Source organism: Acinetobacter sp. YH12049, assembly GCF_013419875.1.
In the GTDB taxonomy this organism is placed as follows: domain Bacteria; phylum Pseudomonadota; class Gammaproteobacteria; order Pseudomonadales; family Moraxellaceae; genus Acinetobacter; species Acinetobacter amyesii.
Window position 1 is genome coordinate 26,245 of sequence record NZ_VOZH01000014.1, and the last position, 16,577, is coordinate 42,821.

The window sequence follows — 16,577 nt, forward strand, 5'->3', positions numbered from 1 at the left end:
TCCAACTTATTTATTCAGTTGCCAACGTGAAGGCTCTATCAGTGCCTTATCTGAAATTGCCCAGTGTTGCCAATCGGTATCGATCTGTACGCGGGCACTTTCCACAATTTGTTGCAGCTGAGCTTCGCTGTCCACTCCAACAATAATGTTTTCAACTTCTGTAATTCCATTCAAAAATGCAATTGCAGCCGCAATCGGCTCAATATTCTTTTCATTACACCATTTATGCCATGCAGACAAATATTTAGTCCACGGTTGAAAATATGCAGGAATATTTTCCTCAGGCATCAACAACAAACCTTGTAAAAAAACCGAACGAGTATGTACCCGAATACCCAGCTCATTAAGCTTTTGTAACCAGCCAGACTGAATCAAACGCTGATCAAAAATATTCAAAGGGCTTTGAATTAAATCGGGCTTCCATATTGGAATAATCTGCTCAAGTTCGACAGGATTATAGATCGAAATACCCACTGCTTTTAGCCAACCTCGATCAACAGCATGCTGCAGAGCCTGCTGCAACACCACACCTTGTGACTCAACAATGTCTAATGAGCGATGTAATAATAATGCATCAAGCTGTTTTAAGTTTAGTCGCTGTAAAGAGGCCTGAATTTGTGTCTCCACCCATTCATTTACGTCTACATTTTCAGGTAATGGAGGGAGTTTGGAAACAATATTAAACTGTTCTACCCCTGCCTGCCCTAGGCACGCTTCACTGTTGCCATAGGCAATTGCTGTATCCAAAGTTCGAATACCCACTGTATGAGCCAAAGCTAAAATATTTTTAACTTCAGTCAGACTGACCTGTCCAGAAGCATTGGCAACGCCATAACTCAAACCAAACTGAACAGTTCCCAACCCCAGTTTCATTGAGCAATTCCTGTCAAAATCTGAGATAAGGTATTCACCACCTGGTCTTGCTGAGCATCTGTCAAAGTTGCATACAAAGGTAGTGAAATACAGCGTTTGTAATAATATTCACTATGAGGAAAATCTCCCCATTTAAAACCAAGCGCCTGGAAATCAGGTTGGGTATGTACAGGAATATAATGTACATTTACCCCTATTCCCAAACGTCGTAATTCACCAAAGATAAATTTACGGTCCAATGATGTCCTGGATTCATCCAATTGAATCACATATAAATGTAATCCCGAATAATCACGCCCAGAATGCTGCGGTAAAATGACCGGTAAATCTGCCAACAACGCATCATATCTGTGCGCGAGTTCATGGCGACGTGCAACCCACTCATCCAAATGAGTCAATTGTGTTGTACCCAAAGCAGCCTGCAATTCGGTCATACGATAATTAAAACCCAGTTGCTGTTGTTCGTAGTACCAGGGACCATGACTCTCTTCAAGCAATTGATCTGCATCACGGGTGATGCCATGTGAACGATACAGTTGCATCTGTGTGGCGAGTTCCGGATCATTGGTGACTGCCATCCCACCTTCTGCGGTGGTAATAATTTTAACAGGATGGAAGCTGAAGACTGTAATATCACTATATTTTCCGCACCCTATGATTGTGTCCTGATATCGACCACCAATCGCATGAGATGCGTCTTCAATAATTTTAAAATTATATTGTTTTGATAATGCGTATATTTTTTCCATATCACAGGATAAGCCTGAAAAATGGACAGGAATCACCACCTTGGGTAAACAACCTTTCTGTTCTGCCTGCTTTAATTTTTCTTCAAGTTTTTCAGGCGACAAGTTAAATGTCAGTGGATCTATATCAACAAAATCGATTTTTGCCCCACAATAACGGGCACAATTTGCACTTGCAACGAATGTATTTGGTGTCGTCCAAACATAATCTCCTTCCTTGACACCTAATGCTAGGCAGGCAATATGCAATGCTGAGGTTGCACTATTGACTGCAACCGCATATTTGGCACCACAATAATTTGCAATACTTTGCTCAAACTGTGGAACAGCTGGGCCCTGCGTCAGAAAATCAGATTTTAAAACAGCGACAACCGCCGCAATATCTTCATCAGAAATGGTTTGGCGACCATAAGGTATCATGTTCTGGACTCTAAATGGTGCCTGACTCAGCACATGAAATCAGGCGAATAAATTTTAAATTTTAAATGATGAATCAACATGTTGAACAATTAATTCACGAATTTCCTCTACACTTAAAAACTCAGTATTGGTGCCAGAGTTATAGCAGAAGCCCTCAGGAACTTTGACCACACCTTCTTTCTCTGCATATTTTTTCCCTAGCACTTGATCAGCAGAAGGTAAAATTGCAAAGTAACGTCCCAAATCATAAGTATTGAAACTGTCACTTTCAGTGATCATTTCTTCATGTACTTTTTCACCAGGTCGAATACCAACAACAGGATGTTCTGCTTCAGGTGCAATGGCTTCTGCGACATCAGTAATTCGGTAAGATGGAATTTTGGGTACTAAAACCTCGCCGCCCAATGCATGTTGAATTGCCCACAACACCATATCCACACCATCATCTAGAGAGATGTTAAAACGTGTCATTGCTGTATCTGTAATCGGTAACACCCCACTTTTCTTCTTACCGAGGAAAAATGGAATAACAGAACCACGACTGCCCATAACATTGCCATAACGAACAACGCTGAAACGCATTTCACGTGGGCCTTTAATATTATTTGCTGCTACAAATAACTTATCTGAACACAACTTTGTTGCACCATATAAGTTAATTGGTGCTGCGGCTTTATCTGTAGAGAGTGCAACAACATTTTTTACGTTGGAATCTAGACAGGCTTCAATCAGATTCTGAGCGCCAAGAATGTTTGTTTTAATACATTCAAATGGATTGTATTCAGCAGCAGGAACCTGCTTCAAAGCAGCTGCATGCACAACAATATCAATGCCTTCCAATGCTCGGCGAATTCTGGCCTCATCACGAATATCACCAATGAAATAACGAATCATTGGATATTCAGCTTCACTAAAAGTCTGGCTCATTTCAAATTGTTTGAGCTCATCGCGGCTAAAGATGACAACACGTTTGATTTCTGGATAGTCCGTAAGAATACGCTTCACAAACGCTTTACCAAATGAACCTGTACCACCTGTGATTAAAATAGATTTCGCATTAAGCGACATTGTTAATTTCCTTAGTAATATCCTGAATGAAAATTCCCCGTTGAGCAAAGTCCTCATAAATGATTTCTAATCGTTTAGCCACACTCGTTTCCATCCAGGGCTGAGGAATTGCCAAGACTTCAAAGTGACAATCATACAGCATTGCCAAGGTGTTTAAAGCAGAAGAACAGAAACTCGATATCTTTTTTGGATAAATTTTATTCTGAAATAAAGCGAGTTCCACTGCACTGTCAAATTGCACAAATGTGATGTTCAATTCTTTAAATTCTGACTGAAAATATGCAAAATCTTCAAACCGGTGTAGAACATATAAAACCTGACTTTCCTGATAATAATTAGCCATAGCCCGAATCAGATGTTTTTCTTGTTCTGTGTTGACAACGGCACCAGCTATTGCTGAACCAATAAACATCACCTCAGTATTCACACCACAATTAACACTATCTACATGCTGTTTAATACAACGATAATCATTCGGAATGACTTTTTCTAATGGCCATTGCATTTCTGTATATGCTGTAAAGAAATAAGCATTTTTTGCATACTGCAAATCAATCTTTCTAAGCAATACGTGGTCGTACCATTGTGGCTGATGCTTTTGATAAAGCACCTGACCACTGAGTTCCTGAGCTAGAATCAATGATGCATTACCATCATCAAGAAAGATAGTTTTTTCCGCTTTCAACTGATTGGCAAAGTGTGCCCGTATTTTAAATGGGTAGCCCAAATATAAACGATGAACACTTCCCAACGTAGTCAGTACAGATGACAACATCCATGAGTAAAATAATTTAAAAGCCTTGGTGTGCTGATAAATATAGGTTTCAGACCATTCGGCATCAAGCATCTGACACATTTGCTGATATTCAACCGATTTTGCCCAAATCACAAAAATATGTGTTTTATCCTGTAAATGAAAACGATCTCTTGCTTCTATTGCATTTAATAACTGTAGCGGGGACCCCACTACGAAAACGATCGTATTTTCATTTACATGGTCGAGCATCGCAGGCTCCTGCATAAATCACTCACATTCAGAAGAATTAATTTATTTTATTGATTATTTTAAGCCATTTTTTAAAATTTGACTGAATAATTGGGTATGTGATTTTAAATCCAGCTGTTTAAGCAAATCACGTAGTACAACCGGAGAGGCTAAATGCCATAAAATAAGTTGCTTCTGTTGTTGCAAAAAATCCAGTTGCTGCTGAATATCTGCATCTGATATGCTCTCGGCTTCCATAACAATCAAATTTTGTTCAGCCATAATCACCTCAGCGACCATGGAAGTTGAATCAGGGCTTGCCAAAACCCAGTCTGCGGCTTTAATAAAGTCTTTTACATCACAGCTCTGCCCTTGTGCGACCCATACAAATTGATCATTCTTATGGATAATGTTTGCTTGCTGCAATACTTGTTCCAAAGATTTTTCAAAGACGATTGGAGTACGCCGGGAGGAGCTCAATAAAATTCTTGCCTGTGGATATTGTGCGCGAATTTCCAATAAAGCCTGTCCCCATTTTTCCACCGATCCTATTTTTACAGTTTTTGTATCTGCCCCCAGTAAAACAGTAATTACCTGTTCATTTTCCTCAATCCCCAGGTGCTGACGTGACTGAGTTTGTGTTAATGGCAATGCTGTCATTTTGTTGGGCGCAATCGGATAATAAACATAATGAGGAAATTGTTTTTGTTCTTTATGAATAGTAAATACAACATCAAACAATCGTGCTGGGATCCCATGTAAAGAACTTGCAACAATATTTTGAGTTTTATTCTGTTCACAGAAATACTGTTTCAATAAAGCATTTACCACAAGCGTGTTTCCACCCGATGAAACAATATAACGTATCGTTCGATTATGAAGCCGAGACCATTCTTCCTGAGTTATAAAGTATTTGAGCCAAGCAGTATTACAGGAAAATTTGAGTAAAAATCTTAAATAACGGTAAAGCCATTTATCAGGAAGTTTAATTGTAATCCATTTTACTTCGAATTCATTGGATGCATTAAGCAACTGTACCAAACCCTGCGTCTGTGTTTCATGACCCGCTTTACCATCAGAGATCGCCAATATGAATGGCTTCACTTCATTCATCAAGTACTGATCCATAAACTTTTTCAATATTATCAATCATACCATCCAGTACCAATTGCTCTTTAGCAAATTCAAATACAGGCTGGTGATCCATTTGAATTTGTCCAAAATCATTCAAAGCTTTCTGTATTAACAAATGCAATGCCGGGACGTCATTTTCAGGACATAAATATTGCTGCGGTAAAATAACAGCCATTGCTCCAACTGCAGTTGAAATCATGGGTGTTTCACACAATAACGCTTCCACCATGGTATAAGGACAACCTTCATAATGAGAAGACATAACATAAAGCGAAGCCTGTTGCATTAAGCTGGTGATATCCGTTCGATAACCTAATAATTTAACAGTATCATTCAAATGATTATCACTGATGAGCCGTTCCAGTTTTTCCTGCTCAAAACCTTCTCCAGCAATCCATAATTCAGCATTTTCGATACCTTTCCACGCCTGAATTAAAATATCAAAACCTTTAACAGGCACCAATCGTCCCACAGCCAAAACAATCGGCTGTGCAGGTTTTTTGATCGTAGGATTTAAAATAGGCGGAACAATCCCATTCAGGACAACACATTTATTTGGATGATTTAATACTTCTGCTGCATTTGGGCTAACGGCAATCACCGCATCAAAATTCTTAAACATTTTTGTGTTTTTCTTACGGCTATGCAGCGTTGCAACACTTTTTTGTTTAAGGAATGGCAACAATCCCCCAACCATGACAGCTGCCTTGTTACCATGCACATGAACGATATCGGGATTTAATGTTTTTAAGGCTTGATATAGTTGATATAAAACCCACAGATTACGGCGACTTTTGCTCAGATCAACTGCAATAAAATTAAGCGGCACCAAACGTGCTCGGTATTTTTCATGCGCAATTACTGTAACAACATGTCCATGTTGAGTTAAGCCCTGTGCCAATTCAACTACATGTTTTTCTAAACCACCCTCTTCATCACCGGCCATGACCAAACAAATATGCATGATTCTTCTCTCTGTTATAATCCACGCTGACCAAGTTTCAAACGGCATTTCACTGCCAACATCGAATCTTTACCACTAATTTTGATCCGTTGTAATTGCATAAAGTCAGGACTGAGACCATCAATCCCCTCTTTGGTGGTCACAGCATTACTATAACCTGCTTCCTTTGCCAGACATACATCACGATTCGAATAAATACCAAAAGGATAAGCAAAACTACTCACAGACGTACCAATTAATTGCTCTAATTGTTTTTTAGATTCTGTAAGTTCAAACACGCATCCTGCATCATCCAATTTATCCAAATTGGCATGTGTCAAAGTATGCGAACCAATTTCAACAAGACCACTATGTGCCAGATACTGAACTTGCTCATCATTCAGTTTAGGTTCTCGCGCTAACTCACCGCTATTGTGATGAGCTTTTTTATAGGTTGACCAGTCTCGGTCATGACGATCCACCACTACATAGATCGTCGCTTTAGCTTGATATTTTTCTAAGATTGGATAAGCATTTTCCAAATTATCCAGATAACCGTCATCAAATGTGATGGCAACAGTTTTTTCCGGATGCTGTCCCCAGTTTTGTTGCAACTCATGCATCGTCACAAAATAAAAACCCTCGGCTTTCATCCAAGCCACTTGCTTCTCAAACTCTTCAGGTTTCACCCTCAACTTATTAAATTTTGCACCATCAATGTGTTCGCGTACCATGTGATACATTAAGACGCGCGGTCTTTTCCAATCTACCGCTGGTTTCCACCATGCATATTTAAGACTAAATGCAATCATCAAAACCAACAGAAAAATGAATATATAAATCACGGTTACGACCAGTTATTTTGTCAAAAGATATGTTGCCACACGATCCGCTTCTTTAAAAGCACTAGGTTCAGTCAATTCCGAACTTGAAGTTGATAAAGAAACCAAACCCTTTTGCAAAATCAAATCCACCGAACCTGTAATACGGTCCTCTTTCAAACGATCCACTTCAATCACCCCGACTTTACACCCCGCAGTCAGTGCCTCATAAATCATCGACACACTATCCCCTGTCACCCAGACGGCTTCGGCTTTTTGCATTTCCTTAAAAATCCAACCTTGCGGCGTTTGTTCCACTGGATAAATCTGAAGTTGCGCAGAAAAATTTTGTTGTTCCAATACGTTCAAAAATGCCTTCGGTGTACGACGAGAGGTGGTTAATATAATTTCTGCTTCTGGGTTATCTGCGGTTATGTGTTGGATTGAGTTAAGTACTTTTGCATCATTCCATTGATGGCGTTTCGACGAGCCACCTAAGGCAATCAAAATTCGCCCTTGCTGATGGCGCTGTTCATTCACAATTGGATTTAATGCACCTTGAGTGACCAACACTTTTTTGGATGCAGTAACCCCATCATGTTCTGGAATCACCGCATAATCAAACAAAGCAAAAGGTAGACTTGGTTTCATTAAAATAACGGTTTTAGCTTGTCGATAAACTTGTCCGAATAACCATACACGAAAATGAGTATGGCTGCCGACGCCAAAAATATAAGTTGGCTCGTGTTCTACGGCATGAAGCTGATGGCTAAATAGCGCAGAAATAAGTGTCACTATAGGCAAATCATCAATTGAAATTTCTTGAAAAGTGACTGCTTCCTGAGATTGGCGCTGCATGGCTTTAAATAAACCCAAAGCTTGTGAGCGATGTCCTGCTTTACCATCACTGACATAAACAATATGCATAGTCACTTTCCCAAAAATTCAATGTCTTCAAGCCAATAAAAAAGGCGAAACTTAGTTTCGCCTTTTCATCTTAACCGATCAGCTTATTTTACGTAAGTTAACCAGTGCGCATATTTAGGGTCTTTACCCTGAACCGCATTAAAGAATGCAGTTTGGATTTGCTCAGTGATTGGACCACGACAACCTTCACCAATTTGACGGTCATCATATTCACGGATTGGCGTCACTTCAGCAGCAGTACCTGTAAAGAATGCTTCATCAGCGATATAGAATTCGTCACGTGTAATACGACGTTCAACCACTTCAAAACCAAGGTCTTTCGCAATCGTAATAATGGTTTGACGGGTAATACCATCAAGTGCACCACCCGCGATGTCAGGAGTATGAATCACGCCATCACGAACTAAGAATACGTTTTCGCCTGAACCTTGACATACATAACCTTGTGGGTCGAGTAACATTGCTTCGTCATAGCCAGCATGTGCCACTTCTTGGTGTGCAAGAATGGACAAAGTATAGTTACCAGATGCTTTTGCTTTACACATGGTCACGTTTGGATGATGGTGCGTAAATGAAGACGTTTTAACACGGATACCCTTCGCCATCGCTTCATCACCAAGGTAAGCACCCCAGCTCCATGCAGCAACAACGGCATGAATGGTATTGTCAGTTGCTGCAATACCTAATTTTTCTGAACCAATAAAAATAATTGGACGTAGGTAGCAAGAAGCCAATTTGTTTTCACGAACCACATCAATTTGAGCTTGTTCTAATGCTGCATGATCAAATGGGACTTTCATTTGATAAATTTTTGCAGAATTTAATAAACGCTTAGTGTGTTCTTTTAAACGGAAAATAGCCGTTCCATTCGGAGTTTCATAAGCACGGACGCCTTCAAACACACCCATGCTGTAATGCAATGTATGTGTTAATACGTGAGTTTTCGCCTCACGCCAGTCAACCAATTGTCCATCTTGCCAAATAAAACCATCACGATCAGCCAAGTTCATGGCACACACTCCAAATTTTTACACACAGTCATTTTTATCCAATGCAAACGTTGCAGTTGGATCAATTAATCTTTGCCATAGCTTGCAAACGACCACTCGGGTATCGTGCCAATCGTCAGCTGAAACTTGCATGGATTGATTCGCAAGTGCTAAACGGTGGCTCTCGGCTCGTTCACGGAGATAAGCTTGAATCAATGCTGTCGCATCGGCGCTGGATAAGCAATCCGTTCTTGCGGCATCCTCAAGGATTCGTACGTTGTCAGAGTAATGGGCGAGATCGGGATTCGACCCACTCCATGCTAATACTGCATACTGTGCCATAAATTCGATGTCAACGATACCACCTGCATCTTGTTTTAAATGAAAAATTCCATCTTTTTGCTGCTCTTTAGAAGAACCTAGATGGTCTTTCATTTTTTGGCGCATTTTTAGCACTTCTGCACGAACATTGTTCTCATCTCGTGGCTGCGTCAAAATATTGCAGCGCAAGTTTTCAATTTCAATCCGTAAACTGTGCTCGCCTGCAATGGTTCTGGCACGTACTAAAGCTTGATGCTCCCAGACCCAAGCATTTTTATGTTGATATTGCTCAAAGGCTTTTAAGCTGGTCACCAATAACCCCGCCTCTCCCGAAGGTCGTAAACGTGTATCCACCTCATACACTCGACCATCTAGGGTTTGCGTAGTCATTAAGGACATAAATTTTTGTGCCACCCGCATAGCAAATTCAAAGCCACTAATTGGTTTCTGTCCATCCGTATCGGCTTGTTCGTCCATATAGTGAATAAACACCAAATCCAAGTCCGAACCATAACCCAGCTCGATGCCACCCACCTTGCCATAGCCAATCACCGCAAAAGCCATGTGATCAATCGAACAACGCTGCCCTTCTGCATCAATTGGATAGCCATGTTTTTTGGCAACAATTTGATATGCCAAATGCAAGGTTGCATTCACCGACACTTCAGCAATATCGGTCAATGCATCCGACACTTTCATCAACGGACTTTCTGCCAAAACATCACTAGCAGCTACTGCTAAGACATTGGATTTTTTAAATAATCGAAGAACACGCATTTGGTCTTCGACTTGATCAATTTCAATTCGAAGCAGTTGCTGACGTAGAGAGTCTTCTAAATCTTTACGCTTTGGCAGCTCAAAATCCATCGACAAAAACTCGTCCAACAGCACGGGATAATGCGTCAATTCTTCGCAGATCCACGGACTCACTGTTGCCATTTTCACTAATCGTTGTAATGCCCCTTTGCTCTCAATCAGCATCACCAAATAGACCGTACGGCGCAGCACCGACTCCACCAAAGGCATGAGACGTAGTAAGGCCACCTGAGGTTTATCTGACTGTAATATCGCCTCAATGAGATGTGGCCAAAAGGTTTTTAAGCGCTGTACAGCTTTGGCAGGTAATTTTTTCAGCGCATGTCCATACCAAAATTCGTGAATTAAATTTTTGGCATCATCATCTAGAACATCGTTCAACTGGGCTTCTAAATGACTATAACTTTCCAATAACGGATCGGGTTCTTTTTCTTTAATAAGATGTTCAAATTGGTAAATGACTTTGGCACGCTTCTGATTGAGTACATGCAAAAAGTCAACCCAAGATGCAAAACCTAAAGTATCTAAAATACGTTGGCGTGGTTCAGGCTCATGTGGCAACGATTGGGTTTGCTGATCATTGAGCGCTTGTATCGCATGTTCAATGCGACGTAAAAATAAATATGCATCTTCTAGATCAGCAACTGCGGTTTTTTCTAATAATCCAACTTCACCTAAATGATGCAGACTCACTAAACATTGACGGTCTTGCAACTCGAGTTTTGAACCGCCATAGATGAGCTGAAAGACTTGAACAATAAATTCTACTTCACGAATTCCGCCTGCACCGAGTTTAATGTCATCTTCGATATTACGACGCAGCACTTCACGTTCGATCATGGCTTTCATTTCACGCATAGCTTCGAAAGCAGTGTAATCGACATATTTGCGGAAGACGAAAGGTCGGGTCATTTCCAGCAACTCAGCGCCTTCTTTACCCCCCGTGACGATACGTGCCTTAATCCAGGCATAGCGTTCCCATTCTCGGCCATGTTGGCTTAAGTATTTTTCTAATGCAGCATGACTGATTGCCAAGGCAGAACCATCACCCCATGGGCGTAGACGCATATCTACACGGAAGACAAAGCCGTCTGCAGTAATATGGTCAAGCAGGTAAATTAATTTTTGTCCCCACAAAATACAGAACTGCTGTACATCGATACATTTTCGACCATTGGTTTCGCCCTGTTCATCAAAGGCAAAAATAAGATCAATATCACTTGAAAGATTAAGTTCCTGTGCGCCAAGTTTTCCCATGGCAACCACAATCAGGTCTTGAACTTTCCCCTTATAGCCTAGCGGTTCGCCATATTTCGCAATCAACGGATTCAGTGCAAAATCTTTTGCCGCACAGATGGACGCATCGGCAAAGTCTGAAAGCTCTCGAGTTAAGGTGACGACATCGGTGAGTTGATTGGCATCTTGCCAAATCCAACGGAACATGAGGCGTGCGCGCAGCACACGAATTGCACGCATCCAACTATTTTCATCTTGGATATCGGCAAGGCTGCTTGCGACAAAATGTTGAATTTGTGCTGTACTGAGCGAGGTTTGAAACTGATCAATTGCATAGTCTTGTTCTAAACTGGCCTGATGGATTCCGAGCACCTGTTCAGCATATTGACTGGCACGTAATGTTTTCTGCAATTGCTCCGCATTCATTTCACAAACCCTAGCGTGATTTTTTTCTAGTTATAACAGTTGATAACGCTTAGGGAAAAGTATTTTTAGGCTTTTATACCAATAGACGGACTTTAAAGTTCGCTTAAGGTCGCATCTTTCTGTGCACTGCTACTCTCGGTACTTAAGGTTTGATGCAGACTCGTCGCCTTTGGCAACCAGACTTTAAATTGTGTGCCTTCACCTTCTTTCGAGTTCACCACAATTTCACCCTGATTTAAGTCCACAAAGCGCTTACAAAGGACTAAACCCAACCCCGTACCACGTTCTCCTGCCGTACCTTTAATACTAACCGTCAGTTTTTGCTGAAATAAATCGTCAATCTGAGCTTGGGTCATGCCCAATCCAGTATCCTGAATGGTGAATAAAATCCGTTCACCATCTTGTTCGGCAGAAATCGTCACCACACCTCGTCCATCGGTATGAGTAAATTTCAATGCATTTGACACCAAATTTTGCATCACTGATGTGATCATATTGATATCTGCATTGACTTTAATGCCTTCAGGCACGGCATTGATCAGTCGGATATTTTTCTTCACGGCCAAGCTATTTAAGACATCACTCACAATTTTTGCAGACTGATGCAAATCAAAATTAATCGGGTGATAAACAAAGCGACCACCTTCTGCCATAGCCCAGTTCAATAAGCTTTCTAAGAGGTTATACGTCGACTGTGTGGTGTCATATAAATAGTCTGCAATATTTTGCACACTTGAATCATCTAAGGTACTGCGCTCCTGCGCCAAAACTTCAGAAAAACCTAATAGACCATGAAAAGGTGCTCTTAAATCATGAGCAATAATTTGGAAAAATTTAGTCTTACTAAAATTCAGTGCCGACTGCTGTTCATAGGCTTCTTTTAATTCGGCATTTTCAACACGGAGTTGAATGATGTTGACTAGACTTTGTACAAATTCTTCAACGATCTTTAATTGTTTGGCTTCAAATGCAGTGACTTGATCATCAAACAAAATCACTTTACCAATAGAGTCTTGATCATATTTTAAATCGAAAGCGACTAAACGCTGATGCCCTAAACCCAGTTCCTGCATATAGTCGCAGTAAGCTTGGTAATTTTCAGTGTCGCGATCTATACGGGAATGTTCAGCAAAAAACTGATCTAGACGATCATCATCAGCTTCGGCCATAAAGGCCTTAAATATGTGCTCTGACGCATACCATATATAAGGTTCATTTTTAAATGCGAGGACAGCATTATCGACTTGCACAATACCACGCGCGAACTTTAAAAATTCTGCAATGCGGTTGTCGTCCGTATAAACCCCCATCAATAAAGACAAACGACAGGAAGTTAATAATTCGGTTTGTGTACCAATATCCAGTAAACGTAAAGCCATCCCGTTGCTCTCCTCAGGGTTTATCTTAAAGATAAAAACCAACTGTTATGTTCAAGATTAATAGCAAAAATAGCCCAAACACTCAATAACAAAACCCAACAAAAAAACAAACATTATTTACGAATACGCTATTTAATCGAACTTTCATCCAATTAGAAAATAAAAATATCTATAAAGAACATAACATTAAAGGTAAAACAAAAATTAAAACAATAAAATTAGAAACTTAAATTAATTTAAATTTTATTGACTGTTTATTTTAAATCGCACTTTTCGCGTTTTATTCAAACTAAAAACATGACCAAAAGAAATATTCATTTACATAAGACCTAAAAAACTGGGTTTAATTTTCTTTAAATACATCACAAAAAATAGTGAGTTTTATGACTATTCTATGACCAGATTACTCATCAGGATGCTCGTTTCAGTCAGCTACACTAAATGAATCTATTATTAATCCTTTCTATTAGACTAATTTATTAGTTTTTATCAGTTGTGTGTGTCATTTGAGCATTAAACCATACTTGCTCGCTTTTACTTTATTAAACTGAGCTAAAGATTCGTTTCATGCTTCTAATGCACATGAACTCATTCACCCAAATGACTGAAGCTGAAAAAGTGCCATGCCTTATTCATCAGATATATAAGTTATCGCATAAACATTCCGCGACCTTTCAAAGTCAAACGGGGCATCAAACTCACGTCGTTCTTTAATAAAGTCCCCAATCCTGACTAATTTTCGAACTTCCGCACCAAATCTACACCTAAAAGTTAAGGCATTCGGTTTGACCTATCAAACGCTTTGCTTTACAACTAAAACTTGAACGAGCCATAAAGAACAGATCAGCCCCAAAAAAATGATATAAATTTAATTGTTCAATAGCTTTAAGCTATGAATAACAAGCTTTCAATATTTCCCTTCTCGGTTTTGCGCTAAAATTGGGCGTCAAACTGCACTTCTTTTGTATCATTTTTCTACGAAATGACCACATCACAGGATCTTGCGTTGACTGAAAAGCAATGAACCCCGATACTTTCATAGTTTTATTTAAGCAAATCGGTTCATAGAGGCGAGCCACAAGCTCGGACCTCAAAGACACAATCTAAAGCAAGGGGCTATATATGGCTGGTGGAAAGTCAACTATCATCTACACACTGACCGACGAGGCGCCATTATTGGCGACTTACTCTCTGCTGCCGATCATTGAAACCTTTACTAAACCTGCTGGCGTTGAAATCGTTAAACGCGATATCTCAGTTGCAGCACGTGTACTCGCTGAATTTTCAGACTATCTAAGCGAAGAACAAAAGGTGCCAAATAACTTGGCAGAGCTTGGACAATTAACCCAAGATCCAAGCACAAACATTATCAAACTTCCGAACATCAGTGCTTCAGTTGGCCAATTAACTGCTTGCATTAAAGAATTACAGTCTAAAGGTTTTGCAATTCCGAACTACCCAGAAAATCCAGCGACTGAGGAAGAAAAAGAAATCAAGGCACGTTATAGCAAATGCCTAGGTTCTGCTGTAAATCCTGTACTTCGTGAAGGTAACTCTGACCGTCGTGCGCCTACTGCAGTAAAAAATTACGCGAAGAAACATCCGCACTCTATGAGCGAATGGAAACAGTGGTCACAAACTCACGTTTCTCACATGGACGAAGGTGACTTCTACCACGGCGAAAAGTCTATGACTTTAGACCGCGCTCGCAATGTAAAAATGGAATTGATCACTAAGTCTGGTGAAACTATTGTTCTTAAGCCTAAAGTTGCGCTTCAAGACGGCGAAATCATCGACTCAATGTTCATGAGCAAAAAAGCACTTTGCGACTTCTATGAAAAAGAATTAGATGATTGTAAAGAAGCAGGCATTTTGTTCTCTCTACACGTAAAAGCGACCATGATGAAGGTGTCTCACCCAATCGTTTTCGGTCACTGTGTGAAGATTTACTACAAAGATGCATTCGAAAAACACGGCAAATTGTTTGATGAGTTAGGTATTAACATCAACAACGGTATGTCTGGTCTTTACGAAAAAATTGAAACTCTTCCGACTTCTCTTCGTGAAGAAATCATTGCTGACTTACATGCTTGCCAAGAACACCGTCCTGCACTTGCAATGGTTGATTCTGCAAAAGGCATCACTAACTTCCACTCACCTAATGACGTAATTGTAGATGCATCTATGCCCGCAATGATCCGTGGTGGCGGTAAAATGTGGGGTGCTGACGGCAAACAGTACGACTGTAAAGCTGTAATGCCTGAATCTACTTTCGCGCGTATCTACCAAGAAATGATCAATTTCTGTAAATGGAATGGTAACTTTGACCCACGCACTATGGGTACTGTACCTAACGTTGGTTTGATGGCGCAAAAAGCTGAAGAATACGGCTCACACGACAAAACTTTCGAAATCGCTGAAGCGGGTGTTGCAAACATCACCGACCTAGAAACTGGTGAAGTGTTGATGTCACAAAACGTGGAAGAAGGCGATATCTGGCGTATGTGCCAAGTGAAAGACGCTCCAATCCGTGACTGGGTGAAACTTGCTGTGACTCGTGCACGCAACTCAGGAATGCCTGCGATCTTCTGGCTTGACCCGTACCGTCCACACGAAAACGAACTCATCAAGAAAGTTCAAACTTACTTGAAAGATCACGATACAGACGGTTTAGACATTCAGATCATGTCACAAGTCCGTGCAATGCGTTATACACTTGAACGTGTTGCTCGTGGCCTAGATACAATTTCTGTAACTGGTAACATCCTACGTGACTACCTCACAGACTTGTTCCCGATTATGGAATTGGGTACTTCTGCGAAAATGCTTTCTATCGTGCCTCTAATGGCTGGTGGCGGCATGTACGAAACTGGTGCGGGTGGTTCTGCGCCTAAACACGTACAACAACTTGTAGAAGAAAACCACTTACGTTGGGATTCATTAGGTGAATTCCTTGCGCTTGCTGCTTCTTTAGAAGAAATGGGTATTAAAGAAGATAATACTCGTGCGAAATTACTTGCATCAACTCTTGATCAAGCGACCAGCAAATTACTTGATAACGACAAGTCTCCATCACGTCGTACTGGCGAACTTGACAACCGTGGCAGCCACTTCTACCTTGCTAAATACTGGGCTGAAGAACTTGCTGCGCAAGACGAAGATGCAGAGCTTAAAGCAAAATTCGCTCCTCTTGCTCAAGCACTTGCTGAAAACGAAGAAAAAATCGTTGCAGAACTTGCTGAAGTTCAAGGTAAAGCCGCGGACATCGGTGGTTACTACGCTGTAGATACAGCAAAAGTAAATGCTGTAATGCGTCCAAGCGCAACTTTAAATGCTGCTCTTGAGGCTGCTCAATAAGTTGATGCAAAACTAACTTAAGTTAGTGATGTAAAAAACCAGCGCTTCGGCGCTGGTTTTTTTATACCCTCATTTATATAGTGTTATGACAACTCTTTCATTTAATACTTTGCTCTAAATTTTATGAATGTGATTT

General features: G+C 40.5%; 12 protein-coding genes. 1 reads left to right on the forward strand and 11 read right to left on the reverse strand.

All coding sequences use genetic code 11. The annotated features are described in order from the left end of the window. Positions 1-6 precede the first annotated feature (6 nt). The 11 genes from FTU05_RS07935 to FTU05_RS07985 form a co-directional block, all read right to left on the reverse strand. Positions 7-873, reverse strand: a complete 867-nt coding sequence (locus FTU05_RS07935; RefSeq protein WP_180163273.1) for an aldo/keto reductase — start codon at positions 871-873, stop codon at positions 7-9. Then, the gene (gene pseC / locus FTU05_RS07940) at positions 870-2,039 is read right to left on the reverse strand and encodes a UDP-4-amino-4,6-dideoxy-N-acetyl-beta-L-altrosamine transaminase (protein WP_180164872.1); all 1,170 of its coding nucleotides are present in this window, start codon (positions 2,037-2,039) and stop codon (positions 870-872) included. The genes FTU05_RS07935 and pseC overlap by 4 nt, the downstream gene beginning before the upstream one ends. A 54-nt stretch (positions 2,040-2,093) precedes the next feature. After that, the gene (gene pseB / locus FTU05_RS07945; RefSeq protein WP_180163275.1) at positions 2,094-3,107 is read right to left on the reverse strand and encodes a UDP-N-acetylglucosamine 4,6-dehydratase (inverting); all 1,014 of its coding nucleotides are present in this window, start codon (positions 3,105-3,107) and stop codon (positions 2,094-2,096) included. Continuing rightward, the gene (locus FTU05_RS07950; RefSeq protein ID WP_180164874.1) at positions 3,097-4,128 is read right to left on the reverse strand and encodes a hypothetical protein; all 1,032 of its coding nucleotides are present in this window, start codon (positions 4,126-4,128) and stop codon (positions 3,097-3,099) included. The genes pseB and FTU05_RS07950 overlap by 11 nt, the downstream gene beginning before the upstream one ends. 39 nt (positions 4,129-4,167) lie before the next feature. After that, complete coding sequence (locus FTU05_RS07955; RefSeq protein WP_180163277.1) at positions 4,168-5,205, reverse strand: ELM1/GtrOC1 family putative glycosyltransferase; 1,038 nt, start codon at positions 5,203-5,205, stop codon at positions 4,168-4,170. After that, complete coding sequence (locus FTU05_RS07960) at positions 5,198-6,190, reverse strand: glycosyltransferase (protein ID WP_180163278.1); 993 nt, start codon at positions 6,188-6,190, stop codon at positions 5,198-5,200. Before FTU05_RS07960 ends, FTU05_RS07955 begins: the two co-directional genes overlap by 8 nt. A 14-nt stretch (positions 6,191-6,204) precedes the next feature. Next, positions 6,205-7,014, reverse strand: a complete 810-nt coding sequence (locus FTU05_RS07965; RefSeq protein WP_180164876.1) for a polysaccharide deacetylase family protein — start codon at positions 7,012-7,014, stop codon at positions 6,205-6,207. A 12-nt stretch (positions 7,015-7,026) separates the two neighbouring features. Further along, entirely contained in the window at positions 7,027-7,917 is an 891-nt protein-coding gene (locus FTU05_RS07970; protein WP_180164878.1) for an ELM1/GtrOC1 family putative glycosyltransferase, read from the reverse strand. An 83-nt stretch (positions 7,918-8,000) separates the two neighbouring features. Continuing rightward, on the reverse strand, positions 8,001-8,927 hold the full coding sequence (locus FTU05_RS07975) for a branched-chain amino acid transaminase (RefSeq protein WP_078191262.1): 927 nt from the start codon (positions 8,925-8,927) through the stop codon (positions 8,001-8,003). 18 nt (positions 8,928-8,945) lie between these two features. After that, positions 8,946-11,705 (reverse strand): bifunctional [glutamate--ammonia ligase]-adenylyl-L-tyrosine phosphorylase/[glutamate--ammonia-ligase] adenylyltransferase, encoded by a 2,760-nt coding sequence (gene glnE, locus FTU05_RS07980; protein ID WP_180164880.1) that lies wholly within the window; start codon positions 11,703-11,705, stop codon positions 8,946-8,948. A 92-nt stretch (positions 11,706-11,797) separates the two neighbouring features. Beyond that, positions 11,798-13,084 carry a sensor histidine kinase KdpD gene (locus tag FTU05_RS07985; protein ID WP_180164882.1) on the reverse strand — a complete coding sequence of 429 codons (1,287 nt, stop codon included), beginning with the start codon at positions 13,082-13,084 and terminating at the stop codon, positions 11,798-11,800. Positions 13,085-14,206: 1,122 nt separating this feature from the next. Here FTU05_RS07985 and FTU05_RS07990 point away from each other — a divergent pair. Next, positions 14,207-16,441, forward strand: coding sequence for an NADP-dependent isocitrate dehydrogenase (locus FTU05_RS07990; RefSeq protein WP_180164884.1), 2,235 nt, complete (start codon positions 14,207-14,209; stop codon positions 16,439-16,441). Positions 16,442-16,577: the final 136 nt, after the last annotated feature.

Excerpts from the sequence above, each read along its gene's own strand:
- FTU05_RS07935 (WP_180163273.1), bottom strand. The coding sequence starts at position 873 with ATGAAACTGGGGTTGGGAACTGTTCAGTTTGGTTTGAGTTATGGCGTT.
- pseC (WP_180164872.1), bottom strand. The coding sequence starts at position 2,039 with ATGATACCTTATGGTCGCCAAACCATTTCTGATGAAGATATTGCGGCG.
- pseB (WP_180163275.1), bottom strand. The coding sequence starts at position 3,107 with ATGTCGCTTAATGCGAAATCTATTTTAATCACAGGTGGTACAGGTTCA.
- FTU05_RS07950 (WP_180164874.1), bottom strand. The coding sequence starts at position 4,128 with ATGCAGGAGCCTGCGATGCTCGACCATGTAAATGAAAATACGATCGTT.
- FTU05_RS07955 (WP_180163277.1), bottom strand. The coding sequence starts at position 5,205 with ATGAATGAAGTGAAGCCATTCATATTGGCGATCTCTGATGGTAAAGCG.
- FTU05_RS07960 (WP_180163278.1), bottom strand. The coding sequence starts at position 6,190 with ATGCATATTTGTTTGGTCATGGCCGGTGATGAAGAGGGTGGTTTAGAA.
- FTU05_RS07970 (WP_180164878.1), bottom strand. The coding sequence starts at position 7,917 with ATGCATATTGTTTATGTCAGTGATGGTAAAGCAGGACATCGCTCACAA.
- FTU05_RS07975 (WP_078191262.1), bottom strand. The coding sequence starts at position 8,927 with ATGAACTTGGCTGATCGTGATGGTTTTATTTGGCAAGATGGACAATTG.
- glnE (WP_180164880.1), bottom strand. The coding sequence starts at position 11,705 with ATGAATGCGGAGCAATTGCAGAAAACATTACGTGCCAGTCAATATGCT.
- FTU05_RS07985 (WP_180164882.1), bottom strand. The coding sequence starts at position 13,084 with ATGGCTTTACGTTTACTGGATATTGGTACACAAACCGAATTATTAACT.
- FTU05_RS07990 (WP_180164884.1), top strand. The coding sequence starts at position 14,207 with ATGGCTGGTGGAAAGTCAACTATCATCTACACACTGACCGACGAGGCG.